This is a genomic window from Bacillus sp. NPDC057893, assembly GCF_042796455.1.
Lineage (GTDB): Bacteria > Bacillota > Bacilli > Bacillales > Bacillaceae_G > Bacillus_A.
Window position 1 is genome coordinate 1,099,906 of record NZ_JBHVNG010000001.1, and the last position, 26,198, is coordinate 1,126,103.

Genomic DNA, 26,198 nt, shown 5'->3' on the forward strand with positions numbered 1-26,198 from the left:
GGTGCTGAATAACCATGATTCCTTATGAAATGTGCTATAATGAGGAAAGACTCCTGGAATAGGAGATATGGGTGTCCGTGAAGTGTGACATATATGAATATAGATTATTATGTAAGAATTATGGAGGAAAGACATGACGCAATATACGCCTATGATACAGCAATACTTAAAGGTTAAGGCAGACTATCAAGATGCCTTTTTATTTTTCCGATTAGGTGATTTTTATGAAATGTTCTTTGAAGATGCGGTTAAAGCAGCTCATGAACTTGAAATTACATTAACGAGCCGAGATGGTGGTAGTAGTGAACGTATACCGATGTGCGGTGTACCGCATCATGCAGCTAAAAATTATATTGAACAACTTGTTGAAAAAGGATATAAAGTAGCTGTTTGTGAGCAAGTGGAAGATCCAAAAACAGCTAAAGGTGTAGTACGTCGTGAAGTAGTACAACTAATTACGCCAGGAACGATGATGGAAGGGCGTACAATAGACGAGAAAGAGAATAACTTCTTAGCAGCATTAACACATTTTGAAGATGGATCTTATGCGCTAGCTTGCAATGACTTAACGACTGGACAAAATACAGTGACGTTGTTAACAGGTTCAGTAGAAGATATTTTATTAGAAGTGTATGCAACTGGTTCAAAAGAAATTGTTGTAGATTCTACATTTTCAAAAGATGAGTTAAATAAATTAACTGAAACATTAAAAATGACGATTTCGTATGAAGATGCAACAACTATTCCAGAAGGATTAGAACATCTTGTGAAAAATGTTTCCCAAGCAAAATTAATTAAAGCAATTGGACGCTTATTTAACTATGTGATAAGAACACAAAAACGTTCGTTAGATCACTTGCAACCAGTAGAAATTTATTACACGAATCAATTTATGAAAATTGATGTGCATTCAAAACGCAATTTAGAGTTAACAGAGACTCTTCGCACGAAGGAAAAGACAGGCTCATTATTATGGCTATTAGACAAAACAAAAACGGCTATGGGTGGGCGTATGTTAAAACAGTGGATGGAACGTCCACTTATCCAGAAAGAAAAAGTTGAAGAGCGTTTAGAAATGGTTGAAACGTTTGTAAATGATTACTTCTTACGTGAAGATTTAAAAGAAAAGTTAAAAGAAGTATATGATTTAGAGCGTTTAGCAGGGAAAGTTGCATTTGGTAATGTAAATGCACGGGACTTATTACAGTTAAGACGTTCTTTACTGCAAGTACCAGCTATTTTAGAAGCGATTAGTCTTTTAGATAATGCTTATGCAGCAAGGCTAATTCAAGGTGCGGATCCATGTGAGAGCTTAACTGAATTACTAGGAAGAAGTATTCAAGAGAACCCACCACTTTCTATTAAAGATGGAGATATTATTAAAGATGGTTATAATGACAAGCTTGATCAATATCGTTACGTTAGTAAAAATGGAAAAACGTGGATCGCTGAGCTTGAAAAACGAGAGCGTGATATTACAGGGATTAAATCATTAAAAATTGGGTACAACCGTATTTTTGGCTACTACATTGAAGTGACGAAGGCGAATCTTGCAGTACTTCCAGAAGGGCGCTATGAGCGTAAACAAACACTTGCAAATGCAGAGCGTTTCATAACAGATGAACTAAAAGAAAAAGAAACATTAATCTTAGAAGCAGAAGAGAAAATTGTACAATTAGAATACGATTTATTTACAGCACTTCGCGAAGAAGTAAAAGTATTCATACCGAAATTGCAACACTTAGCGAAAGTAATTAGTGAACTAGACGTACTGCAAAGCTTTGCGACAGTTAGTGAAGAAGAGCAATTTGTAAAACCTGTTTTAACAACTAAACGCGAAATCTTTATTAAAGATGGTCGTCATCCTGTCGTTGAAAAAGTATTGAACGGGAAATTGTATGTACCGAATGATTGTATTATGCCGGAGAAGATGGATGTCTTTTTAATTACAGGACCGAACATGTCTGGTAAAAGTACGTATATGAGACAATTAGCACTTGTAACTGTTATGTCACAAATTGGTTGCTTTGTACCAGCGACAGAAGCAGTATTACCTGTCTTCGATCAAATCTTTACGAGAATTGGTGCAGCGGACGATTTAATCTCAGGTCAAAGTACATTTATGGTTGAAATGTTAGAAGCGAAAAATGCAATTGCAAATGCATCAGAAAGAAGTTTAATTTTATTCGATGAAATTGGACGCGGTACATCTACGTACGATGGTATGGCACTTGCACAAGCAATCATTGAACATATTCATGACCAAATTGGTGCGAAAACATTATTCTCTACACATTATCATGAATTAACAGTGTTAGAAGAAAATTTAGACCAACTAAAGAATGTACATGTTTCAGCAATTGAAGAGAATGGAAAAGTAGTTTTCCTTCATAAAATTCAAGATGGAGCGGCTGATAAAAGTTACGGAATTCACGTTGCTCAACTTGCTGAGCTTCCAGAGAGCTTAATCGCTCGCGCGAAAGAAGTGTTAGCGCAACTAGAAGGACAGGAAGAAATTATTATTCCGAAACGAGTAGAAGTGAAAGTGCAAGAAGTTGCTCCAGAACCAGTTGTTGTAAAAGAAGAACCGGCAAAAATACAAGAAGAGACAGACGAAGAATCACAACTATCTTTCTTTGGAGGAGAACAGTCTTCGAAAAAACAAGACAAGCCTGTGCTCGATCAAAAAGAAACGGCAGTACTTGCACAAATTAAAAAGATTGATTTACTCGATATGACGCCTTTAGAAGCGATGAACGAACTGTATCGTTTACAGAAAAAGTTAAAGAAAGGATGAGTAAGTAGATGGGGAAAATTCGCAAACTCGATGATCAACTCTCTAATTTAATTGCGGCAGGGGAAGTAGTAGAGCGCCCTGCCTCAGTTGTAAAAGAACTCGTGGAAAATTCCATCGATGCGAATAGTACATCTATTGAAATCCACTTAGAAGAAGCTGGGTTATCGAAAATTCGCATCATTGATAATGGAGATGGCATTGCAGAAGAAGATTGTATCGTTGCATTTGAACGCCACGCAACGAGCAAAATTAAAGATGAAAATGATTTATTTCGTATAAGAACGCTCGGTTTCCGCGGAGAGGCCCTGCCGAGTATTGCTTCTGTAAGTGAATTAGAATTAATCACAAGCACCGGTGATGCGCCTGGTACACACCTTATTATTAAAGGTGGAGACATTATAAGACAAGAGAAAACGGCGAGCCGAAAAGGAACAGATATTACAGTACAAAACTTATTCTTTAATACACCAGCGCGCCTTAAATATATGAAAACTATTCATACAGAGCTTGGGAACATTACAGATATCGTGTATCGTATTGCAATGTCACATCCTGAAGTATCGTTAAAACTGTTTCATAATGAAAAGAAATTGCTTCATACATCAGGAAACGGTGATGTAAGACAAGTACTTGCATCGATTTACAGCATTCAAGTTGCGAAGAAGCTGATTCCGATTGAAGCTGAGTCTCTAGACTTTACCATTAAGGGTTATGTAACATTGCCAGAAGTAACGAGAGCGTCTCGTAACTATATGTCAACGATTGTAAATGGCCGTTACGTTCGAAATTTCGTATTAATGAAAGCAATTCAGCAAGGATATCATACGTTACTGCCAATCGGACGATACCCAATCGGCTTCTTATCAATTGAAATGGATCCAATGCTTGTTGACGTTAACGTACATCCAGCGAAATTAGAAGTTCGTTTTAGTAAAGAACAAGAATTGCTAAAACTTATCGAAGAAACATTGCAAGCTGCATTCAAAAAAATACAGCTCATTCCAGATGCAAGTGTAACAACGAAGAAAAAAGAAAAAGATGAAAGTGTGCAAGGGCAGTTCCATTTTGAGCATACAAAGCCGAAAGAATCACAGGTGCCAAACATTATTTTACCGACTGGCATGGATGAAAAACAAAAAGAAACAACGACTGTAAAACAGCCAGCACAACTGTGGCAACAGCCGAAGCAAGAATGGCAACCACCACAGTCGCTAGTAAGAGAAGAACAAAGTTGGCAGCCATCTACTAAACCGATAATCGAAGAACAAATTCGGGAAGAGAAATCATGGAACAGTAACGAAGAAGACTTTGAATTAGAGGAATTAGAAGAAGAAGTCGGGGAAATAAAAGAGATTGAAATGAACGGTAACGATTTACCACCGCTTTATCCAATTGGACAAATGCATGGAACATATATTTTCGCTCAAAATGATAACGGGTTATATATGATTGATCAGCACGCAGCGCAGGAACGCATCAATTATGAATATTTCCGTGATAAAGTGGGACGAGTTACGCAAGAAGTACAAGAGTTACTTGTACCGTACCGCATTGATTTATCTCTTACTGAATTTTTGTGTGTCGAAGAGCAGTTAGAAGAACTAAAGAAAGTCGGTCTATTTTTAGAGCAATTCGGCCATCAATCCTTTATCGTTCGTTCGCACCCAACGTGGTTCCCAAAAGGGCAAGAAACAGAAATTATTGATGAAATGATGGAGCAGGTTGTTAAACTAAAAAAAGTTGATATTAAAAAACTACGTGAAGAAGCGGCTATTATGATGAGCTGTAAAGCATCTATCAAGGCAAATCAATATTTAACGAACGATCAAATATTTGCTTTACTTGAAGAGCTGCGCACAACAACAAATCCATACACATGCCCGCACGGGAGACCGATTCTTGTGCATCATTCTACTTATGAGTTGGAGAAGATGTTTAAGAGGGTTATGTAGGGGGAATTGCTTTCTTCTAAAATGTTTGGATTTAATAAAGATAAAGTTAGATTGAAAAGGGAGCAACAGTAATTAGTTGCCCTCTTTTTTTATGTAGATTTGTTATTGTTCAATGAGTGTGAAGCGGTTTAGTTTTGAAATAAGAATTGGAAAGAGTATGTAAGAGGCTATAACGGTATTTTGTTTTTTAGTATGTATTCATTTTTGAAGGAATTACTTTCTTGGCTATGGTTACTTTATCCTATTATCAAATCCTACTAAGAATAAAGAAAGCGCGGCATATCAGCACTTTTTAAAAAGGAAAGTTTCCAGTAAACTCTCCTTTTTAAAGGGTGTGTGAGCTGCAAAATCAGGATTCAGACACTACTTAAAACGTAACTGTTCATGGGCACAATGATGATCTATACGATTATTTATTTTTATTATTATTAATTTTTTCAGTATATAAAACCTGCTCTTTATAATGCTTTTTAATTGGGAAGTTATGTGTATCTGTGCCGTTCTTGAATTTTTTATCAATGGGGTTCTTTAGAGGAACTGTTGTAGTTTCTGTAAATTCATATGGGTAATTTATTTTAGATTTATCTTCAAACATGAAAATGCCTCCTTTTTAGGATTTCCTAAATTCTTTACTATAACATGATATGCATATATATTTTTTTGGACTAGTTATTTATATAGGTTAATGGAATTTAATTACATAACTATTGAAATATTTTATAGGAAAACAATTCGAGAAAGATATTGTATGAAAAGCCGTTGACTAATATTGTTGTTTTTTAAGTTATTGTGATGTATCTGAAATTCTGAAGAGACGTGCCATATAGATTCATCTAACAACTATTATATGAAGTTTTTTGTTTGTCAGCGAATCAAACGTTGCATATATATTCGTTATAGATTGTTTTTATAATTCAACCCACATTGAATTTTCCTAATAAAATAATGTGGAATATTATAGTGTTATTAGGTTATTAGGAACATTTAATGTTGTCTCACAACTGAAAGGGAATTGAAAAAGAACTGAAACTTTTCTCATAAAAATTCAATCTTACTTGAAAAATGAAAGGAAAATGAAATTTTCCAAAAGAAATTCTTTGTTAAGATAAAAAGCATACATACAAAAAAGTATTGACATTTGGAGAAAAACGTATTTTTCAGATATAGTGGGGGAAAAGATGAGATTAGAAAAACAATTAATAAAAAAGATGTATTATGAAACATTCCTAATAGAGAATGAAACACAACCACCTCTTCAAGTACTTGGAGAATCTTATTTAAACGAAGAAAAAGATGAGATTTCCGATGGGTCTTATATTCGTTTTGCACAGGGAGAATTTTATTACCACCATCAAGATTTTGAAGCAGCTATTTTTAAATGGGAGAAAGTTAGTAATGAACTAGCACCATGGGCACAAAAAAACATTGCTGATGCTTACTTCGAACTTAACCGATTATCAGTTGCTGAAGATGTTTATACTTCCATTACTACTGATAACAAAATATTGATGACCGAAATTGGACTGCAATTACTTTCTCTTTACATCGAGCAAAATAATTTTGATTCAGCTTTCAATGTTATTAAAGAAGCAGTTAATTTAAATCCCGATTATCCAAACGTCACAATAATTGCCCGTTCCTTTTATGAGGAACAGCAAGATTTTGATAGTGCAGTAGAGCTTGCTGTGAATGAGTTAATTCGAACAGAATCTTATCCGTGGTTTGAAGTTCTAAAAGGGTATATCGATAAAGGGTTTACTAAAAATATTTCACCAGATTATTTTTATGAAATATTAGTTACATTAAATAATGTAGATCAAGTACAATTTACGCAAATTGTTTCATCACTTTGGAACAGTTATAAAAATGAACAAAATTACTTATTATGGCTTAACACAATAAATGAATTTTTCTTACATATCGAAATACATTCGTCCGATATATGGGACAAAATTTCTTCTCTTTACGAGGAAACGTACTTTGAATTAATTCAAGGTCAATATATGCTTAGACAATTACACGATATCATTCCAAATCTGTTAACAAACTGGCTAAAGGTAGTCAATCCATCTCACGCTGTATTTCCATCTGCAGCTGTATTGGCATGGGATGAGATTTTTCCTTCCAAAATAGATTCAGCAAACATAAAACATGCGGAAAACCTACTGTCATATTCTATTAATCATGTGAATGGCTTAGAGTATAGTTTACATCTTTTTGAATCTATTACACAGTGGGCACAAAAGCATGATATAGAAATGGGTCACAGATTTAGATGGTTAGTTGGCGAGCTTGCAGATTTAAGAACAAATCGTATTTTAGTAACGGGAACTTCAGGAAACGGAAAAACTGCATTTATTAACTCTATATTAGGAGAAAATATATTAGAAAGCTCAATCTCAAATGTAGTGGTTTTAAAAAATGATGCTCATACAGAAATTAATGCTATAACAGATTCAGCAATTACAACAACTGAGAATTTCTCTGATTACCATAATATGATGGCAGTGCATCATCAAACATATAGAGAGAGAGCATGTGTTGAATTTAAATTACCATGCAGATTTTTAAGTAAAAATAAACTTACATTTGTAGTTACACCTGGCTTTAATAGGAATAACGACACTAGGGATGAAATATTTGAATATTTAAATTCAGTAGACGAATTATTGTTCGTATTGAATGCGGATTCACCTTTTACTGATAAAGAACGTGACATTCTATTAAGCATTCAAGAACATACACCAAATCTACAAATACATTTCTTATTAAATAAAATCGATAACATTTATAGTGAAGCAGAAGTAAAAAGAGTTTTACATGATACGCAAGCGAGAATAAACGCATATTTCCCGCATGCGAGACTTTTCCCTTACTCTTCGTTATATACAAGTAGTCAACAACTAAATGATTTAACTGAGTTTATTCGTTTTAACTTTAACCATAAAAATATCGATGCAGAACGTACTGAAAAGCTATTGTTTTTCATTCGAAAAACAATTACATATCTTCTGGATAAACGCGTTGAGAAGGAAAACAATCTAGTAGATGTTATTAATTGGAATGAAGATATGTTAGTTAAACTAAATGGTTGTATTAATAACCTTACTGCTTTTGAAAAGGAAAAAATTCATTTAATTACAGAATCATATCGTGCAATGAAAACTGAGATTACTAATGATCTTACTGAACGTATTCCGAAGCTATTACAGAGTTGTTCTGATTTAATTAGTGAAGACAGCGATTTCGGGCACATTGATATTGAACTAAATACAGCGATGAATGAAAGGGTGCAACAATATCTAGAACAAACTGTATTACCTAATTTTGCTCGTTCTATGCAAAATTGGATTGCAACTTCTAATAATGAGTTCCTTCAAAGTCAATCGTACTTAGAAGAACTCAGTGAAGGACTTAATTCTTTATTTGGAGAAAATCGAATACAGTTAGAATGTGACTTTAAAGTGCTTGATGACTGGCGCAGAGATACTGATAGAATGACGACTAGAATACAAATGGAAGAAGTAAATATTTTACGCCGATTTACGCCAGCAAAATTTTTACTGAAAAGTGCCGGCAAATTATTTGGGGTTCTTCCAAAGAATAGAGCGATGCTATATAACAAATACAAACAGTATTTAGAAAATGAAGATTATACCGAGGTAACGGCTTCTATTATGAAGAAATTTTTCTTGCAATTTGAGCTGTTTGAAAACACACAAGAGCGGGATATTAATATGTTCTTTAGGAATCCATTTAACTCCTTGAAACAAGCTGTAGAAAATACTCATTTAGAAATACAAGAAAAACAAGAGATATTACATAAAATGAAATCAAATCCTGAAGTTTATCATGATTCTATAACGCTCTTTGAATTGAGATTACGTCAATGTGAAGTAATCTTAAATATAGGTGAGTATAATGCCTATACAGATTTAACTTTAGAAACAATCATAGAATAAACGTAAAACAACTCCAAAATATACACTGAAAGTAGATTTTGGAGTTGTTTTTTGCTTACGTCCATATAATATGTCAGGACTTTTTTTATATTAAATTGCATCATGTGTTATAAGAGAGTAAAAAGGGAGCAACTGTAGTTAGTTGCTCCCTTCGCATATATAGATTATTTTTCAGTTTCTTTAATTTTAGTTTTTACTTCTCCAGTTTTAATTTTATTACTTTCTGAGAAACGTAATAAATCGCCTTCAATAATTTTGTCAGACATTCGTAATTCATTTTGTGCACGGTTAATCATTTCTTGAGCTTCTTTTTTTGGTAGATCTACAACCTCACCTGTTTCTCGATTATAAAAAGTATGATTTGTATAGGCGTACTTGTCTGTAACGAAGCTACCATCACGGAAAACAACAAATCCGGTATATTCATCTGAAAACATATCATGGCCAAAACGGATATCGTTAGTAGTATCAACCCCTAATAAATTTAGAATCGTAGGTTTCATATCGATTTGTCCTGTGGGCTTTGAAATGATTTGACCTTCTTTTTGTCCAGGGACATGAATATATAAAGGTGTACGTTGTAAATTTAAAGTATCAAATTCTGTTATTTGATCTTTTTCTAAAAACTGCGCCATTGCGCGATTATGTTTTTCGGAAATGCCATAATGATCACCGTATAAGACAATAATAGAATCATCATAAAGCCCCTCAGCTTTTAAACGCTCAATAAAGTTTTTAATTGATTCGTCTAAGTAACGAGCTGTTACGATGTAACGATCAAATACGCCATTACCAGAGTTATATGGTTCAATGAATTTTGTATCTTCATCATACGTAAATGGATAATGGTTTGTTAAAGTAAGGAAACGAGCATAAAATGGTTGATCAATTGTTTTTAATATGTCTACTGATTGATCAAAGTATTCGATATCTTTTAATCCCCAATTTAAATTTGTTTCTGGCGTAATCTTGTAATCAAGTTCATTATAGTAACGATCATAACCAAGAGCAGAGTACATGATATTACGATTCCAAAATGTTGCGTTATTCGCATGGAATACAGTAGTGAAATAGCCTTGCTGACGTAAAATTTCTGGAGTCGCAGTATAATCGTTGTTACCGTGCGTGAAGAATACAGCTCCTCGATTTAATGGATACAACGATGTATCTATTAGAAATTCAGAATCGGATGTTTTTCCTTGACCAGTTTGGTGGAAAAAGTTATCAAAGTAATAGCTTTCATTTATGAATTCATTCAAGAACGGTGTAACTTCTTGACCATTGACGGATGCACCTATTAAAAAGGTTTGCAAGGATTCAAGAGTAACGACAATTACGTTTTTTCCTTTCGCTGCACCAAACATATGAGGATTCGGCTCACTTTGGTTTGCCTTTACGTAGTTTTCTGTTTCTTGTAGTTTACTACTATCAGCAAGTGCTTTTTGTGATCCTGCTTTTACTTGCAGTGTTAAATCATATACTTGATGAGTATATAGTCCTAAATTTTTAACAAGCATTACTCGGTCGAAGGATCTCGTTAATAATTCAGGACGCTCTTTTTCTGCAAGATGTAGATTCGCAAAAAATACAGCAATCGTTAAGAGAAAATATAACAAGCGTGCAGAATGAGTTACACGTCCTGTTTTAAAGACTATTGATTTCTTCTTTAACAAAATAAAGAAGAAAATAATGTCTACGAATGCGAGTATAATTTTGTAGTTTAATATTTCTTTAATACTACCGCCTAATTGTGTAAAGTTTGATGTTTGTCCAAGTACTGGTAACGTAACGAAATCACTATAAAAATCATAGAACATTACATTTCCAACGAGAACTATAGTTAATAAGAAATTAATACATAGCGCTATATAATTTCGCTTTTCACCAGTTGCAAATAATGCTAATCCAACAAATGCTAATGATGCAGCTAGGGGGCTAATAAATAAAATAAGCTCTTGTGTAGAAGACTCAATTTTTAAATCAAAACTGAATCGTGTAATAAGGTATGTTTTTAACCATACTGCTAAAGCAATTAGTATAACAAAGCTTATATTTTGCATTTGTAAATTTATTTTATTCTTCATTTTTACACCTTCTTTATATGGATTATTTAACCAGTGTTATATATTATATTTTTATAACTATTAGAGTGTAATGAACCATTTAGATTATGTTTTTCTAAAGGTAATAATTTGAAGTATTCATATACATATGATGGGGAATTTTAAAGCGAAGTAACATAAATCTAATTTTTTTTAGAAACGGAGCAGAAAAAGTCATATTTGTAGCGAAAGTGGCTTATAGACATCCTAACATAATAAACACTATGATGATGTTACAAAATATCGAACAAATGAAAGTGAAAATGAATAGACCCTTTTTAAATTATTGACATTAAATTAGTTAGAATTTAAAAAAAGTTATTTTAAAGTAAACGGTTATATTAATTAGTAGAAAACTACATTCTACATAGAATGTAGTTTTTCATATATCCCGTAAAATCCTGATTCTTTGTGGGTTAATCATTAGCGGGGGAGGGATAAGGATTTCATTAACGTTATTATTAGATAAGTAAAGTGGTGGTGAGACTTAAAACATTTGACTGGCATCTTAATTAAAGAGTTTAAATATCTGATAAATATTTTCCAACATACAGACCGCTTGCGGCTGCTTGAGATAATGAATGAGTGACGCCTGAACAATCTCCAATTAAAAATAGCCCATTCATACTTGTTTCAAAATGGTTATTGATTTTTATCGTAGGAGCATAGAACTTTCCATCAATTCCATATAATAAAGTATCTTGATCGATAGGTTCTCGGGTAAATTGTTCTAAACGTAATAAAAATGCTTTGAGCCCTTCAATATATAATGGAGGGATTTCTTTATGCAAATCTCCATAATCTCCGTGTAGTGTAGGGTGTATACGATTATGTTTCATATCTTTTTCCATAGTAGGTTGTTTCTTTATTAAGTCCTCTAAGCGCTGTATAACAATCCGATCTCGTCCTTGGTTAATGCTTTTAATAATTGAACTTGCGTATACATTTGCTTCTTTGAGAGTTGGAAAATAGCGCGGGATAAACAAAGTGAAATTTAAGTTAGGAGTGCCAGTTCCTCGTTCTCGAAAATTTTGACCGTCAGGCATAACTAAACCTTCTTCGTACTTCCGAATAATGCGTCCTTTTGGATTCATACAGTAAGTAGTTGCTGTGAAATTTTCGCTTTGATAAGAAAGTTTCGTTTCGAAAGTATCTTTTAATATAGAACGTAATTGATGTTCTTTCATTTCTACTCTAATACCTAAATCTACACGTGTTTGCTCCTGAGAAATATTTAGAGAAGTACACATTTCTTTTAACCAATCAGCCCCAGAGCGCCCAGTTGCAAATACTAGTTGTTTAGAATGAACTATTCCTTGGTTTGTTTCTATTTTGAAATGATCTTTCTGTTTCATAATATGTTGTACATCTATATGAAATTGAATATTTATTTTCGTAAGTAAAAATTCATAGAGCTGCTGAAAAATGCTGTTGGAAAGTTTAGTACCCAGATGCCTTACTTCCGTTGTTAACATTTGTAAACCACACGCTTCAGCTCTCTTAGTGAGATTTAGATTTTCTGTAGAATATTTTGAAACTGAACTTCCGCCAAACTGGCATAGAATTTCATCTACTTCAGCCATCAGGTGCATAAAACCTTCTTTACCTATTTTTTGCTCAAGTTCGCCTCCAAAGCCGTTTGTATAATTAAATTTCCCTTCAGACTTTCCTAAACCACCAAACCCGAAATATTTATCACATACAGTACAGTTACATATTTCCCCTTGTTCTAAAGAGCAATTTCGATGTTCTAACGATTTGCCTTTATCAAGAATTAAAACCTTTTTGTTGCTTTTGGCTAATGTATAAGCCATAAAAATGCTACTCACTCCAGCACCGATAATTGTAACATCATACATATTCTTTCACCTGCTAACGAATAGTTTGTTTGCTATTTTCCTAGTGTATAACACTTTTATGAAGTTAAGAAATAGCTTTCATGAATAAAGAGAAAGTTTTTGAACTTTATACTTTTTCAATTTCTCTGAGTGGTGGATGAAATACAAATGTTTTTATTTGAAAGGAGATATAGTTTTAAATAATCACTTTGTCATATGATTCATAAAAGCATATAAAAAGAACAGACCTTTTCAGTAAAAAGGTCTGTTCATCATTTAAAAAAGTTGTTAAGTACATAAATTAGAAGGGAATTATAGTTTTATTTAGCGAAGGCATGGTTACCGATTACTGCTACTGTTTGACGTGTCGTAATCCATTTGTCTGTTGATGTTTTTGGGTTGTAGAAATAAAGCCAATCAGAATGTATTCCATTTGTGGAGATAGCCTCTTCTACTGCCATTTTTGCTTCTGCACTTGCAGGCTGATTAATTCTTCCATCTGTAACAGGAGTAAATGCATATCCGTGTTTAATAGGTTCATAAATAACGCCTGTTATTGTATTAGGAAAACCTTTTGCATTTACACGATTTAAAATAACTTTCGCCACTGCCACTTTTCCTTTATATGATTCGCCACCCGCTTCAGCAGTAACTAAGCGTGCCATTAATTCTTTTTCTTTTTCTGAAATACTTGAATTAATTTTCACATGTTGTCCTGTATAAAGCTTGTTTCCAACTGTATTGTTAATTTGTTTTATAGATTGAACGGTAACATTGTAACGCTTTGCTATCGTTTCTAATGAATCTCCCGGCTGTACTTGGTAAATAATTTGTCCAGAGATGTTCTTAGGTTTGTCGTTTTGATGAACAGTGACCTCATTTGATTTCATGGATCCTGGAATATTTAACTGTTCACCAATAAAAGTTTGATCGTTTCCTTTATTATTCGCTTGTTTAATAGCTTGTATTGAAACTCCATATTGTTTACTAATGCCCCAAAGTGTATCATTCTTTTTTACTGTATGTATGGTGGAAGCTTCAGCTGTACCTTGATTACATACGAATGTAATTGCTACTGCAGATAAAGGAATTATATGTTTTATTTTTAATAATTTCATTGTGAATCCTCCTAAAAAATTAAGGTGTAACTGTTGAGTGATGTAATTCAGAATATGTAAATATAAATATTTTAATGTAAGTATATTAGCACATATAAAACAAATAATCATTATAAGTTTTTTATTTATATCATATAGGATTCAAATATGAAATATTGCATATAAAAATATATTGAAGTTCATATTGCTGATTACTATAATCTATTTAGTAGAAAGGTACCTTAATATGTTATAGAAATTAAATCATTATAGATTAATATAATGATTGATAATTATTGATAGGAGGATTGATGTAATGAAAATATTTCAAAGGATATGTGTTTCAGCTGTAATTGTTTCAACACTTATAGGAATTGGAGGCACTATTAATATTGTAAATGCTGATTCTATAGAACAGCAGAGTAAATTAGGGATAGAACAAGAAACAGATAAGCAAATCATTGTAAAATTCAGAGCGGATTTGAAATTTCCATATGAAGATGGTATTGAAAAACAGATACAATCTCAAACGAACGATAAAGTACTAGAAGATTTTTTGGCAGAATATCCAGATGTAACATTTACTCGTTTATTCACATCTGTAAGTCCGGAAGAAATACAAGAGCTTGAAGTGCAAGCACCTAATAATGTATCTACAAGCTTATTAAACTACTATATTCTTCAAACTCAAAATGGTGAGCGTGAAGAAGCTCTAGTAGATAAGTTAAAAGCATCTTCTTTAATAGAAGATGTGTATATGAAGAAACAAGAAAAAATAACGCCACCTGAAATGCAACCATCAAGTGTATCCATTAATCCTAATAATAATCCTAGATTTAATAAACAAGGCTATCTTGAAGCAGCACCATACGGTATTAATGCACCTTTCGCCTGGGGAGTTCAAGGAGGAAATGGAAAGGGTATAACTTTTGTTGATATGGAATATGGTTGGTTATTAAATCATGAGGATTTAGTGCATCAAAACATTGAATTGATGTCTGGGAGAAATATAGAACAACATGTCGGCCATGGGACATCTGTATTAGGAATTGTATCCTCTGAAGATAATGAAGTGGGGAATATTGGGATTGCGCCAAAAGCGAAAGCAAAAGTGATTTCTCAAATAAGAGATAACGGACAGTATAATACAGCTGATGCAATACTAAGTGCTGTAAATCATTTAGAAGCTGGGGATGTTTTATTATTAGAGGCACAAGCTTCCTTTGATGGATATGGTGATAAATATTTACCTGTTGAAGTACAACCGGATATCTTTGATGCAATTCGTGCTGGTACAGATAAGGGTGTTGTAATTATAGAGGCTGGAGCAAATGGTTGGAATGATTTAGATCAATTTAAAGATAGAAATGGTAAACAAATTTCAAATCGTAATAGTAAAGACTTTAAAGATTCAGGTGCAATTATGGTAGGAGCGGGCTCTTCATCTTTCCCTCATGAACGTATGTGGTTTTCGAATTATGGAAGCCGTATTGATGTGTACGGCTGGGGAGAAAACGTAGATACAACTACAGCTGAGCAAAGTAGAAGCGCTGTAAATCTTTATACATCCAGCTTTAGTGGCACGTCTAGTGCTTCGCCTATTATTGCCGGAGCAGCGACTTTAGTACAAAGTATTGCTAAAGAAAATTTAGGGCAACCATATAGACCAAGTGAACTAAGAACGATATTAAGTAACCATAACACTGGAACGAAGTCTAAAGATCCATATTCAGATAAAATTGGTGTTTTACCAGATTTGAAGTCTATATTAGTAAACTTAGGGTATGAACGAAGAGAACCAAACGGTGGGAATGAGTTACAAGTAACAGAAAATGAACCAAATAATGAACCTAGACAGGCAAATAAAGTTAACTTTCATACACCAATGAAAGGAAAACTCCATAATAGCGATAATGTGGATGTATTTACTTTCCAAATTGACTCGCCAGAAAATATTAATATTTCTCTACTAAATGAAAAGAATATTGGAATGACATGGGTGCTTCATCATGAATCAGATTTAAATACCTATGTAGCATATGGTGAAAACGAAGGAAATGTAATTAAAGGAACATATAGTGCAAAACCAGGTAAATATTATCTTTATGTTTATAAGTATGAGAATAAAGATGGTTCGTATGTATTGAATATAAAATAAAACAAAAGGAGTTTCTAAACAAGTTCCTTTTGTTTTATTTCTTTAAAGTTTTTTAGTATATCAAGAATATGTGAATGATTTTTAAATTTTACTTCTATGAAACATTTCATATTTATGAAATGTTATTTATTTTTTACTAGCTAGCTTATATTATATTCAATAAGTTTGATATAAAACAGAAAAAGGGAGGAATAATAATGAGCAATAAGAAGTTTATTTTGAAATTATTCATATGTAGTACTATACTTAGCACATTTGTATTTGCTTTCAATGATAAGCAAGCAGTTGCAGCTAGTTCTGGTAATGGGCTTGAAAACTGGTCAAAATGGATGCAACCTATACCTGATGACATACCGTTAACACGAATTTCAATTCCAGGAACACATGATAGTGGAACGTTCAAGTTGCAAAATCCGATAAAGCAAGTATGGGGAATGACGCAAGAATATGATTTTCGTTACCAAATGGATCACGGAGCTAGAATTTTTGATATTAGAGGGCGTTTAACAGATGATAATACGATAGTTCTTCATCATGGGCCATTATATCTTTATGTAACATTGCACGAATTTATAAATGAAGCGAAACAATTTTTAAAAGATAACCCAAGTGAAACGATTATTATGTCTTTAAAAAAAGAGTATGAGGATATGAAAGGGGCAGAAGATTCATTTAGTAGTACGTTTGAAAAAAAATATTTTCTTGATCCTATCTTTTTAAAAACAGAAGGGAATATAAAGCTTGGAGATGCTCGAGGGAAAATTGTACTACTAAAAAGATATAGTGGTAGTAATGAATCTGGAGGATATAATAATTTTTATTGGCCAGATAATGAGACGTTTACGACAACTGTAAATCAAAATGTAAATGTAACAGTACAAGATAAATATAAAGTGAGTTATGATGAGAAAGTAAAATCTATTAAAGATACGATAAATGAAACGATAAATGAAACGAATAACAATAGTGAAGATTGTAATCATCTGTATATTAATTTTACAAGCTTGTCTTCTGGCGGTACAGCATGGAATAGTCCATATTATTACGCCTCTTATATAAATCCTGAAATTGCAAACTATATGAAACAAAAGAATCCTACAAGAGTAGGCTGGATGATTCAAGATTATATAAATGAAAAATGGTCACCAATACTTTATCAAGAAGTTATAAGAGCGAATAAGTCACTTGTAAAAGAGTAAAGCTGATGAGAGTAAGAAGCGATGAAATACGTCGCTTCTTTTTTGTTTTCTAATAATTAACATTAAATATAGTTTTATATATCATACGTTCATGATAGAAAAAAATTGAAACTTAAGCTATAATTACACATATAAAATTTGTACCAATAAATTTTATATGTAGTAATGAATTTTATTTATTGTAATGAAACGGAGGTATATATTATGAAGTTTCCACATGATTTTTTATTTGGGGCTGCTTCAGCTTCTTATCAAGTAGAAGGTGCATGGAATGAAGATGGAAAAGGTGTTACGAATTGGGATGATTTTTCAAAAATCCATGGCAAGACATATAATGGAACAAATGGTGATGTAGCTGTTGATCATTATCATCGATATAAGGAAGATGTTCGTTTAATGGCTGAGATGGGATTAGAATCGTATCGTTTTTCTATTTCGTGGGCGAGAATATTGCCGACTGGAGATGGAGAGGTAAATAAAAAAGGAATAGAATTTTATAACAACTTAATTGATGAATGTTTAAAATATGGGATTGTACCGTTTGTCACTTTATATCATTGGGATTTACCGTTATCTTTAGAAAAGGACGGTGGATGGACGAATAAAAGAACAGCGGAAGCTTTTGTAAAGTACGCAGAGATTTGCTTTAAGGCGTTTGGTGATAGAGTTAAACATTGGATTACTTTTAATGAGACAGTGATGTTTTGTGGATTAGGGTACTTAAAAGGTGCACATCCACCAGGGATACAAAATGATGTTCCAAAGTATTTTCAAGCGACTCATTATGTATTTTATGCACATGCAAAAACAGTTGCAGTGTACAAGCAGTTGAAACAATATGGCGAGATTGGTATCACGCATGTTTTCTTGCCTGCTTATAGTGTGGATGATCAAAAAGAAAATATACTAGCAGCAAATCATGCGAATGAATATGAAACGTATTGGTATTATGATCCAGTTTTAAAAGGCGAGTATCCGTCCTATGTTGTACAACAATTAAAGGAAAAAGGATGGACTCCTAATTGGACGGTTGAAGAATTAGAAATCATTAAACAAAATGCTGGGAAAAATGATTTTATTGGCTTGAATTATTATCAACCGATACGAGTGGAAAGATACGATGTGGATCTAAAGAATGAGGAACATTCTCGAGAAAACTCTACACTTGCTCCAGGTAATCCTTCTTTTGATGGATTTTATCGAACAGTTAAAATGGATGATAAAACATATACAAAATGGGGATGGGAAATATCTCCGGATGGTTTCTTAGATGGCTTGCATATGTTGAAAGATCGTTACGGTGATATAAAGATGTATGTGACAGAAAACGGACTTGGTGATGAAGACCCAATTATTGACGGGGAAATTGTAGATGTGCCGAGAATTAAATTTATTGAAGAGCATTTAAAAGTAATGAAACGTGCGATTCAAGAGGGAATCAATTTAAAAGGCTATTATGCATGGTCAGTTATTGACTTGTTAAGCTGGCTAAATGGATATAAAAAGCAATATGGCTTTATTTTTGTCGATCATAATGATCACTTAAAACGTAAGAAGAAACTTTCGTTTCATTGGTATAAACATGTGATTGAAACGAGAGGAGAAGAATTATAACAGATAAAAGAGTATTTTAGGAGAAAGTGTATGAGTGCAAAGTATAAACAAATTGCAGATGTGTTAGAGCAAAACATTCGAGATGGACTTTTTAATGAAACAAAAAAACTACCTACAGAAGAAGCATTGATGAATCGATTTGAAGTAAGCCGTAATACGATACGAAAAGTAATTAGTCAACTTGTGAATAGAGGCTATATTTTTCAAGTGCAAGGTAGTGGGATGTTTTTACGCGAAACTTCTGTAACAGATTACATTAATTTAGGAAGTTTACGTGGATTAACGAAAAACCTCGTTTCGCAAAATATTGAAACGCAAGTGTTAGAGCTTGAAGTAATAGATGCAGACGAAGAGATAGCAAAGCGGATGCAATGTGAAATTGGAAATAGGTTATATTTTTTGAAGCGCTTAAGAATTGTAGATGGGAAACCATTCTCTATTGAAGTAAGTTATTTTAAAAAAGATATCATTCCGTATTTGAATGAAGAGATAGCATTAAGCTCTGTATACAGCTATTTCATTGAAGATTTACGATTAAATATTGGTTTTGCCGATAAAGTTATTAGTTGTGAAAAAGTAAATAAAGAAAATGCACAGCTTTTAGAACTAAATGAAGGTGATCCGGCGCTTCTTATTGAAAATACAGTTTATCTTGTAAATGGAACAATTTTTGAGTTATCTCAATCGATGTTTCATTATGAAAAGACCAAACTTCTGAATCGGATTAATTTTAAGTGAAAAATGAAAATAAGTAGCCTTGTAAAAAAGCAACTGATCCTAGGAAATCAGTTGCTTTTTATTTTTAAAGTGGATGAGCAAAAAAACACAAAAGTGGTTGGTCCGTTTTTTACAAACATCTATTATGATAAGAGAAGAAAGGTAGTATTTTATCGACGTTTTAAAGAGGAAGTTTTTTATTAAAATAGACTGGCCTTAGAGAGGTGAAAATACAATGAGTTTTGCAATTTCACTAGTTGTTATTATTGTAGTTGTATCGCTGTTTGGGACCGTACTAGTTGCACGAAATGTGGAGGAGAATTACGGTAAGTCTACAAAAAGAAATGTGAAAAACTTATCCGCTATCTATATCATTCTTCTTTTAGGGCTTCTTGTAGGAGTTACGTGGTATGCGGTCGTTATTTTATAAAGTTTGTATATGATGAAGGAGTTAATGTATTGATGAAAAATGAGCGCCACGTTTTAGTTGTTTTTCCACATCCAGATGATGAGTCGTATTGCGTGGCTGGTACAATTTTAGCCTATACTGAGAAAAAAGTCCCTCTCACTTATGTTTGCTTAACACTTGGTGAAATGGGGAGAGCGATGGGGAATCCCCCATTTGCAACACGTGAATCTTTATACGCTATTAGAGAAAAAGAGTTAAAGAGAGCTACTAATATTTTAGGGATTAAAGATTTACGTATGATGGGATACCGTGATAAGACTCTTGAATTTGAAACTCCTGGAGAATTAAGAAGTGTAATACAAAAATGTGTGGAAGAATTGAATCCTTCGTTAGTCATTTCTTTTTATCCCGGATATGCAGTTCATCCAGATCATGATGCAACAGGAGAAGCAGTAGCCAGGGCGTTAGCTAATATCCCAGAAAATAAAAGGCCAACACTTTATGCTGTAGCTTTTTCAAATAATCATGAAGCAGAAATAGGGCCTCCAAATTTTAAAAATGAAGTGAAAGAATATGTACCAAAAAAGTTGGAGGCATTGCGAGGGCATGCATCACAATTTTCCGCTAAGGTAATGGAACTGAAGAGAGAGTATGCAGATGGTATCCCGGAAACAGTCGAGTGGTTAGAAAGAGAACCGTTTTGGATATATCCATTCAAAGATAAGAATAAGTGATGCTATAGCTGAAGGTGATGAATATGTATTTTGAATATAAGAATCGAAAGATTTTTTACAATATAGAAGGATCGGGTCCTGTCATATTGTTTTTACACGGTCTTGGAGGAAACTCAAATAATTGGTTATATCAAAGGCAATATTTTAAGGGAAGTTGGACAGTGGTTTCAATTGATTTACCTGGACATGGGAAATCTGAAGGACTAGAAATTAGCTTTAAAAAATACTCAAATGTTTTGTATGAGTTATGTAATTATTTAAAGTTACAAAAAGTAGTCATTTGTGGTCTTTCAAAGGGGGCTAGAGTAGGAATTGATTTTGCTATTCAATATCCAAGTTATGTTTCTAGCTTAATTGTTGTAAATGCATTTCCCTATTTGGAATTAAAAGATCGGAAAGAACGACTTGAAGTATATGATTTACTTAGCTTACATGATAACGGAAAAACATGGGCGGATACATTATTGAAGGCGATGGGAGTAGAAGGTAATGAAGGAATCGTTCGAGGATTTTATCAATCTTTACTGTCTATTAATCCGGTGCATATTCAAAGATTATTTGCTGAATTAGTTGATTATGATCAAAGACCGTTTCTTTCAAATATTTCATGTCCTGCTTTAATTATAAGAGGGGAAAATGATGATTTTGTCCCAGAAAAATATGTAAGAGAGTTTGAAAAACATTTAAAAAATACAACTTTCATTGAGTTTAAAAATAGCGGGCACTTGCCTTATTTAGAACAGCCGATTAGCTTTAATATGACGGTAGAAACATTTTTAAATCATGCGCTTAATTAACACCATTATAACAGTGAATACTGTTATTAGTGAGTAAGGTATAGTTAGTTTTGAGAGGAGGCAACTATATGGAATGGAAACCAAATCGTGCAGATAAGACACCTGTATATAAACAAATTGCTGATTATATTGAAAGAGGTATTTCTTCAGGTGAATTTCCTTCTGATAGTAAGTTACCTTCTGAGCGTATGTTGGCAAAGGAGTTTCAAGTGAACCGGAGCACAATAGTAGCTGCATATGAAGAATTAAAATCACTTGGAGTAGTAGAACGGCAAAAAGGAAGCGGAACGCGGGTAAATACAGACATATGGGGTGTGTCACATAAACGAATACCGAACTGGGGTAGGTACGTTGAGGATGGATCGTTCTTACCTAATGTACCACTTGTTCAACAAATTAGAACGGAAACACAAAAAGATGATTTAATTAATTTAGCGAGTGGTGAATTGTCACCAGAATTAATTCCGAGCGATAGATTTCGAACGATTTTGTCGGAGAACACATTTATGGAAAATCTCGGTTATGATCATCCACTTGGAAATGAAATGTTGAGAAAAACAATTGCAGCACATGTCGAGCAATATAAACAAATTGAAGCGGATTCAAGTTCTATACTCATTACATCTGGAGCACAACAGGCGCTTAATCTTATCGTTCAATGTTTATTAAAACCTGGCGATGCGATTGCAATTGAGGATCCGTCGTATTGTTTCTCACTTCCGATGTTTAAATCCGCTGGTTTAAAAATATTCCATTTACCTGTCGATCAGCACGGAATGAATCCAGATGATTTAATTGATTTGCACAAAAAGCATCGTATTCGTATGGTGTTTTTGAATCCAGATTATCAAAATCCAACTGGCACTGTGCTTTCATTAGCGAGACGTAAAAAGATTTTAGAGCTGTCTTCTGAATTCGGTATACCGATTGTAGAAGATGACCCATACAGTTTAACTTCTTTTAATGGAGAAGTGAATCCAACATTAAAATCAATGGATCAAAATGGAAATGTCCTTTATGTAAGTTCATTATCAAAAATTGTTGCATCAGGATTACGTATTGGCTGGGTAATTGGTCCTACGCGCGTAATAGAGCGTTTAGCAGATGCGAAGCAGCAAGTTGATTTTGGTCATAGTGTATTTACGCAGTGGGTAGCAAATCAATTTTTAGAATCAGAGGATTTTCATGCGCATATTACAATGCTTCGTGGACAATTGAAACAAAGAAGAGATGAGTTAATTAGAAAGCTTGAAGAATTATTAGGGGATCGAGTTGAATTTTTCGTTCCGGAGGGCGGAATACATTTATGGTGCAAAGTGCAAGGAAAGTTTGATGAATATCATTTATTAGGTGAATCTATACGAAATGGTGTAGCATTCGTTCCGGGAAGTGTTTTAGGTTCTAAAAGTGAATATATTCGTTTTACTTTTGGACGAGTGGATGTAGAACAAATTTCACTTGGAATTATGAGATTTGCGGACACTTTAAATGAAATTTAAGAATAGTGATGCACGATATTGAAATGAGGGAAAGAGATGAAGTACGTGACGCTTCTACTTCAAGTAGGTGTGCTATATGTATTTAGCTTAGCTGGTACTTGGATTCAGGGAGTATTCCATCTATCGATGCCAGGAAGTTTAATTGGGATGTTAATGCTGTTCTTACTCCTTTCTACTCGTATTTTGCCATTAAAGTGGTTTGAGGTAGGTGCGGAAAAATTAATAGTATTTTTACCGTTATTTCTAATCCCTTCGACAACAGGGTTAATGGAATACGGATCTTTTCTTTTAAGTAAGGGGAGTGTTATATTCCTTTTAGTTGTTGCAAGTACGATAGTAACATTGATTGTTTCAGGGTATGTAAGTCAATTGTTAGTAACATCAAAAAAATAAAATCGACAAGGTGCGCTATTCAAATGGTCTTAATTTTTATTACTGTAGTGATTTATATATTGGCGACAAAGCTATATAAAAAATTTACGTTTCCATTTACTTTACCGGTGTTAACAGTTACGACGATTATGATTTGTTTATTCCTTATTTTTGGAATCTCTCATCATGAGTATAAGGAAAATGGAGGAGACATTCTTTCAGGCTTCTTGAGCCCTGCAATTGTAGCGTTAGCCATACCTCTATTTAAAGAGAGAAAGATACTTATGAAAAACTTTTTATCGATACTGATCGGCGTAGTGATAGGTATAGTGGCTTTAACGAGTATGAATGTAGTGATTGGTGGAATTTTAAATATAGATAAGGAACTTATACTAACAACTCTACCGCAATTAGCGACGATGCCTATTGCCATTTCATTAGCAGATCAAATTGGTGGTATTCCTTCTATGACTTCTAGTTTTGTAGTTGTTGCAGGAATAACAGGTGCTATTATCGGACCAACAGTACTTAAGCTTTTCCATATAACAAGTACGATTGGAAAAGGAGTTGGAATGGGCTGCGCCTCACATATTATCGGTGTGAGTCGTCTAGTGAAGGAAGGCGAGAAAGAAGCGACTATCGGTTCGGTAACGATGATTGTAACCGGAATACTCATTAGTATATTAATACCGTATGGAACGAAACTTATATTTTAAAATGTAATGGAGATGATAAAAGTGACAACATGGTTTATAGTTACATTATTTATTTTTGGTTCTCTTAAAGTACTAGTTTCTAGTATGCCAACTTCTGTTGTAGAATCTATTATTAGTAGATTTGAATTACATCAAAAACTTGAGGAGGAGAATACCTCTATATCGATAGATGGAAAAAATATAGAGGGAGAAATGAAACTACAAGTTATTAACGAATTTAATGAGGCCTTATTTTTGGATAAACATTATTTTCCACCTCAAGGAGAAGGAACGCCAATAGTCATTGATACGAAAAAAGGGAATAAAGAGATTAGATTTTCTCTATATAGCTATGAGGAACATGTTGATGTAATAAAGCAATATAAGAAGAAAGTCGTTGCCTATCGTTTACGCTCTAAGAGTCTGCAAACACCTACATCATTAGCCATAACTGAAGAGTATGCTTAAGAAGAGACCTATAATGGTCTCTTTATTTTTGTAACCAATTATATACTTTCCAAATAAAAGAATGGAAAATCATATAACCAAATAAAGAATATGTATGGTTCCAATCTGCACTATGTACAAATAAACCTAATCTCTCAGCAACTTGCTCAAAAATACTAGCACAAATACCTATTGAAAAAATAAATAGAGTTCTAGAAACTGTAGATAATTTTTTTGAAATTTGTATAAAAGAGGCTGTTAAAATCGGCAGTACAAACAACGTAAAAGCTATGTTAACTGAAAATATGGATGAGAAGGGCCTAACTGGAAAGGAATATAGTTGTTTATTAACAAAGAAAGCATCTAAACAAGTTCCAATAATAGCAGAGAAAAAAACTGTAATTATTAAAGCTAGAAAGTCATTCTTCCTCTCGGAGGAGGACATTTTTCTTTGCGAGAATGGCAAGTTCAATTTTTTCGAGTGTTTTGCAGTAGTCTTCTGAAATTTGTCCACTTATACTTTCCTCCTTATCAACTAAGTAATTTACAACTTGCCAATCAGTAAACCAATCTTTACTTTCATCTTCTTCATGTTTCATATCGCGCCATGCGTAGATGAGTGCAGGGCTGTATATACGATATGCGCCACTACGCAACTGGCATTTCTTTATTCGGCGTTTATAAAACTCACGGGAAAAAGATTCATTTACACTTGAAAATAAATGAGGCCAGTAATCTTTCCTTGAGCCTGTGTGTGGATGATGCTCGGCCCAACTTATTATTTGAGATAAAATATGTGTATCCCGAAATAATAGTGAATACAACCTTTTTCCAATTAAGATTCGTTCATGCAAGGACGTAAAATGCTTCATTGTATCACCAAATAGTAATACTTTTTGTTCCTTATCATTTTCGTAGAATGGGAAAAGGATATGATTAAACTGAAAGAAATCAAAGAGTTTAAATCCAATACTATTTAGTACAGTCTTTTTAAAGTGTACATTTTGAATAACTCTTTTTTCTAAGTAGTTTTGTTCATTAATAATAGTTGCAATCGCTAATGTTTTTTTGTTACCTGTTTTCCAAAAATCGTTCCACATCGTTTCCATAAATGTAGAAACATTTAGGTGAGGGAGAAGGTGAAATAGCCTTTGTGATCTTTTTACACTTTGTTCATATAGCAAAAATTGAGGATATACATCTTGGAAAATGAGCCAATTTCCTCTTTCTAAGAAAGAAAAAAATGTAATTTGATCTTTCTCAGATAAAATTCTCGTATATAAATCTCCCTTTAAATCGGTCATATTCCAACCACCGTTACGTGATACCATATGCCCAAGTAGTGCCCAATGTATTTCTGGATATTGAATGTAAAATTGGTAGTATGCACGTGTTCTTGTTACATTATTTTTATTTAGTTGTTTTGTTTGTGCTTTTATGTTGTCGATGATGAGTTGCTCTTCTTTCGTTAATTTACACATTGTATCAGAATGGATGAGGTCGCTTTTTTGTATTAACTCATTTTTCACGTCGAATAGGGAGAGAGGGAGTACTTTGGAAGGTTCGTTATTTGTGTTGCTTGAATTGCTTCGGTACATTCCATTACCTCCCTTTGCCATGAATTTAAATGTGGTATTGGTTATGAATCATTCCATTTATTTTATTACGAGTATGAGAAATAAATGAACGGTGTTTTTTAAACAAGTATTATAGTTATGATTCAAACAGTATAAAGAAAATCGTATCGTTAAGAAGTAAGATAAAAAAACAGAAACTATGTTTAATAGTTTCTGTTTTTTTATTTTGTCA

20 protein-coding genes are annotated in these 26,198 nt (G+C 33.3%); 14 read left to right on the forward strand and 6 right to left on the reverse strand.

Translation table 11 applies throughout. The features are described from left to right. Positions 1-133: 133 nt before the first annotated feature. Both mutS and mutL read left to right on the forward strand, forming a co-directional pair. A complete protein-coding gene (gene mutS / locus ACFVQC_RS06020; RefSeq protein WP_377897656.1) occupies positions 134-2,797 on the forward strand; it encodes a DNA mismatch repair protein MutS in 2,664 nt (887 codons plus the stop codon). 8 nt (positions 2,798-2,805) lie between these two features. Next, complete coding sequence (mutL, locus tag ACFVQC_RS06025) at positions 2,806-4,749, forward strand: DNA mismatch repair endonuclease MutL (RefSeq protein WP_377897657.1); 1,944 nt, start codon at positions 2,806-2,808, stop codon at positions 4,747-4,749. A 409-nt stretch (positions 4,750-5,158) separates the two neighbouring features. Here the strand turns inward: mutL and ACFVQC_RS06030 are convergent, their stop codons facing one another. Next, positions 5,159-5,344 carry a hypothetical protein gene (locus tag ACFVQC_RS06030; RefSeq protein ID WP_002014615.1) on the reverse strand — a complete coding sequence of 62 codons (186 nt, stop codon included), beginning with the start codon at positions 5,342-5,344 and terminating at the stop codon, positions 5,159-5,161. Between the two features lie 583 nt (positions 5,345-5,927). On the opposite strand from ACFVQC_RS06030, the gene ACFVQC_RS06035 reads away from it, so the two are divergent. Then, positions 5,928-8,711, forward strand: a complete 2,784-nt coding sequence (locus ACFVQC_RS06035; protein WP_377897659.1) for a dynamin family protein — start codon at positions 5,928-5,930, stop codon at positions 8,709-8,711. Between the two features lie 164 nt (positions 8,712-8,875). Here ACFVQC_RS06035 and ACFVQC_RS06040 read toward each other — a convergent pair whose 3' ends face one another. From ACFVQC_RS06040 to ACFVQC_RS06050, 3 genes are all read right to left on the reverse strand, one after another. Beyond that, the gene (locus ACFVQC_RS06040; RefSeq protein ID WP_377897661.1) at positions 8,876-10,795 is read right to left on the reverse strand and encodes an LTA synthase family protein; all 1,920 of its coding nucleotides are present in this window, start codon (positions 10,793-10,795) and stop codon (positions 8,876-8,878) included. A gap of 539 nt (positions 10,796-11,334) precedes the next feature. After that, a complete protein-coding gene (locus tag ACFVQC_RS06045; RefSeq protein ID WP_377897664.1) occupies positions 11,335-12,672 on the reverse strand; it encodes an NAD(P)-binding protein in 1,338 nt (445 codons plus the stop codon). Positions 12,673-12,971: 299 nt separating this feature from the next. Beyond that, the gene (locus tag ACFVQC_RS06050; protein ID WP_377897666.1) at positions 12,972-13,769 is read right to left on the reverse strand and encodes a cell wall hydrolase; all 798 of its coding nucleotides are present in this window, start codon (positions 13,767-13,769) and stop codon (positions 12,972-12,974) included. 295 nt (positions 13,770-14,064) lie between these two features. On the opposite strand from ACFVQC_RS06050, the gene ACFVQC_RS06055 reads away from it, so the two are divergent. The 11 genes from ACFVQC_RS06055 to ACFVQC_RS06105 all read left to right on the forward strand — a co-directional run bounded on the left by ACFVQC_RS06055 (position 14,065) and on the right by ACFVQC_RS06105 (position 24,410). Beyond that, positions 14,065-15,906: a S8 family peptidase gene (locus ACFVQC_RS06055; protein ID WP_377897667.1), complete on the forward strand. Its 1,842-nt coding sequence runs from the start codon at positions 14,065-14,067 to the stop codon at positions 15,904-15,906. A gap of 197 nt (positions 15,907-16,103) precedes the next feature. Next, a complete protein-coding gene (locus ACFVQC_RS06060; protein ID WP_377897669.1) occupies positions 16,104-17,105 on the forward strand; it encodes a phosphatidylinositol-specific phospholipase C in 1,002 nt (333 codons plus the stop codon). Between the two features lie 204 nt (positions 17,106-17,309). After that, the gene (locus ACFVQC_RS06065) at positions 17,310-18,719 is read left to right on the forward strand and encodes a glycoside hydrolase family 1 protein (RefSeq protein ID WP_377897670.1); all 1,410 of its coding nucleotides are present in this window, start codon (positions 17,310-17,312) and stop codon (positions 18,717-18,719) included. 30 nt (positions 18,720-18,749) lie between these two features. After that, on the forward strand, positions 18,750-19,457 hold the full coding sequence (locus ACFVQC_RS06070; protein WP_377897673.1) for a GntR family transcriptional regulator: 708 nt from the start codon (positions 18,750-18,752) through the stop codon (positions 19,455-19,457). A gap of 214 nt (positions 19,458-19,671) precedes the next feature. Then, positions 19,672-19,866, forward strand: coding sequence for a hypothetical protein (locus tag ACFVQC_RS06075; RefSeq protein WP_002014626.1), 195 nt, complete (start codon positions 19,672-19,674; stop codon positions 19,864-19,866). A 32-nt stretch (positions 19,867-19,898) separates the two neighbouring features. Next, a complete protein-coding gene (bshB2, locus tag ACFVQC_RS06080) occupies positions 19,899-20,579 on the forward strand; it encodes a bacillithiol biosynthesis deacetylase BshB2 (protein WP_377898134.1) in 681 nt (226 codons plus the stop codon). 23 nt (positions 20,580-20,602) lie between these two features. After that, entirely contained in the window at positions 20,603-21,376 is a 774-nt protein-coding gene (locus ACFVQC_RS06085; protein WP_377897675.1) for an alpha/beta fold hydrolase, read from the forward strand. Between the two features lie 68 nt (positions 21,377-21,444). Continuing rightward, a complete protein-coding gene (gene pdxR, locus ACFVQC_RS06090) occupies positions 21,445-22,875 on the forward strand; it encodes a MocR-like pyridoxine biosynthesis transcription factor PdxR (protein ID WP_377892129.1) in 1,431 nt (476 codons plus the stop codon). Positions 22,876-22,911: 36 nt separating this feature from the next. Continuing rightward, entirely contained in the window at positions 22,912-23,268 is a 357-nt protein-coding gene (locus ACFVQC_RS06095; RefSeq protein ID WP_377892131.1) for a CidA/LrgA family holin-like protein, read from the forward strand. Positions 23,269-23,291: 23 nt separating this feature from the next. Continuing rightward, positions 23,292-23,963, forward strand: a complete 672-nt coding sequence (locus tag ACFVQC_RS06100; protein WP_377897677.1) for an LrgB family protein — start codon at positions 23,292-23,294, stop codon at positions 23,961-23,963. 21 nt (positions 23,964-23,984) lie between these two features. Next, the gene (locus ACFVQC_RS06105; RefSeq protein WP_309137447.1) at positions 23,985-24,410 is read left to right on the forward strand and encodes a YfmQ family protein; all 426 of its coding nucleotides are present in this window, start codon (positions 23,985-23,987) and stop codon (positions 24,408-24,410) included. Between the two features lie 22 nt (positions 24,411-24,432). Here the strand turns inward: ACFVQC_RS06105 and ACFVQC_RS06110 are convergent, their stop codons facing one another. Together ACFVQC_RS06110 and ACFVQC_RS06115 are read right to left on the reverse strand one after the other, a co-directional pair. Then, positions 24,433-24,834 carry a CBO0543 family protein gene (locus ACFVQC_RS06110; RefSeq protein ID WP_080019118.1) on the reverse strand — a complete coding sequence of 134 codons (402 nt, stop codon included), beginning with the start codon at positions 24,832-24,834 and terminating at the stop codon, positions 24,433-24,435. After that, entirely contained in the window at positions 24,809-25,987 is a 1,179-nt protein-coding gene (locus ACFVQC_RS06115; RefSeq protein WP_377897678.1) for a DUF2515 domain-containing protein, read from the reverse strand. The genes ACFVQC_RS06110 and ACFVQC_RS06115 overlap by 26 nt, the downstream gene beginning before the upstream one ends. Between the last annotated feature and the right edge of the window lie 211 nt (positions 25,988-26,198).

Excerpts from the sequence above, each read along its gene's own strand:
- mutS (WP_377897656.1), top strand. The coding sequence starts at position 134 with ATGACGCAATATACGCCTATGATACAGCAATACTTAAAGGTTAAGGCA.
- mutL (WP_377897657.1), top strand. The coding sequence starts at position 2,806 with ATGGGGAAAATTCGCAAACTCGATGATCAACTCTCTAATTTAATTGCG.
- ACFVQC_RS06030 (WP_002014615.1), bottom strand. The coding sequence starts at position 5,344 with ATGTTTGAAGATAAATCTAAAATAAATTACCCATATGAATTTACAGAA.
- ACFVQC_RS06035 (WP_377897659.1), top strand. The coding sequence starts at position 5,928 with ATGAGATTAGAAAAACAATTAATAAAAAAGATGTATTATGAAACATTC.
- ACFVQC_RS06040 (WP_377897661.1), bottom strand. The coding sequence starts at position 10,795 with ATGAAGAATAAAATAAATTTACAAATGCAAAATATAAGCTTTGTTATA.
- ACFVQC_RS06045 (WP_377897664.1), bottom strand. The coding sequence starts at position 12,672 with ATGTATGATGTTACAATTATCGGTGCTGGAGTGAGTAGCATTTTTATG.
- ACFVQC_RS06050 (WP_377897666.1), bottom strand. The coding sequence starts at position 13,769 with ATGAAATTATTAAAAATAAAACATATAATTCCTTTATCTGCAGTAGCA.
- ACFVQC_RS06055 (WP_377897667.1), top strand. The coding sequence starts at position 14,065 with ATGAAAATATTTCAAAGGATATGTGTTTCAGCTGTAATTGTTTCAACA.
- ACFVQC_RS06060 (WP_377897669.1), top strand. The coding sequence starts at position 16,104 with ATGAGCAATAAGAAGTTTATTTTGAAATTATTCATATGTAGTACTATA.
- ACFVQC_RS06065 (WP_377897670.1), top strand. The coding sequence starts at position 17,310 with ATGAAGTTTCCACATGATTTTTTATTTGGGGCTGCTTCAGCTTCTTAT.
- ACFVQC_RS06070 (WP_377897673.1), top strand. The coding sequence starts at position 18,750 with ATGAGTGCAAAGTATAAACAAATTGCAGATGTGTTAGAGCAAAACATT.
- ACFVQC_RS06075 (WP_002014626.1), top strand. The coding sequence starts at position 19,672 with ATGAGTTTTGCAATTTCACTAGTTGTTATTATTGTAGTTGTATCGCTG.
- bshB2 (WP_377898134.1), top strand. The coding sequence starts at position 19,899 with ATGAAAAATGAGCGCCACGTTTTAGTTGTTTTTCCACATCCAGATGAT.
- ACFVQC_RS06085 (WP_377897675.1), top strand. The coding sequence starts at position 20,603 with ATGTATTTTGAATATAAGAATCGAAAGATTTTTTACAATATAGAAGGA.
- pdxR (WP_377892129.1), top strand. The coding sequence starts at position 21,445 with ATGGAATGGAAACCAAATCGTGCAGATAAGACACCTGTATATAAACAA.
- ACFVQC_RS06095 (WP_377892131.1), top strand. The coding sequence starts at position 22,912 with ATGAAGTACGTGACGCTTCTACTTCAAGTAGGTGTGCTATATGTATTT.
- ACFVQC_RS06100 (WP_377897677.1), top strand. The coding sequence starts at position 23,292 with ATGGTCTTAATTTTTATTACTGTAGTGATTTATATATTGGCGACAAAG.
- ACFVQC_RS06110 (WP_080019118.1), bottom strand. The coding sequence starts at position 24,834 with ATGTCCTCCTCCGAGAGGAAGAATGACTTTCTAGCTTTAATAATTACA.
- ACFVQC_RS06115 (WP_377897678.1), bottom strand. The coding sequence starts at position 25,987 with ATGTACCGAAGCAATTCAAGCAACACAAATAACGAACCTTCCAAAGTA.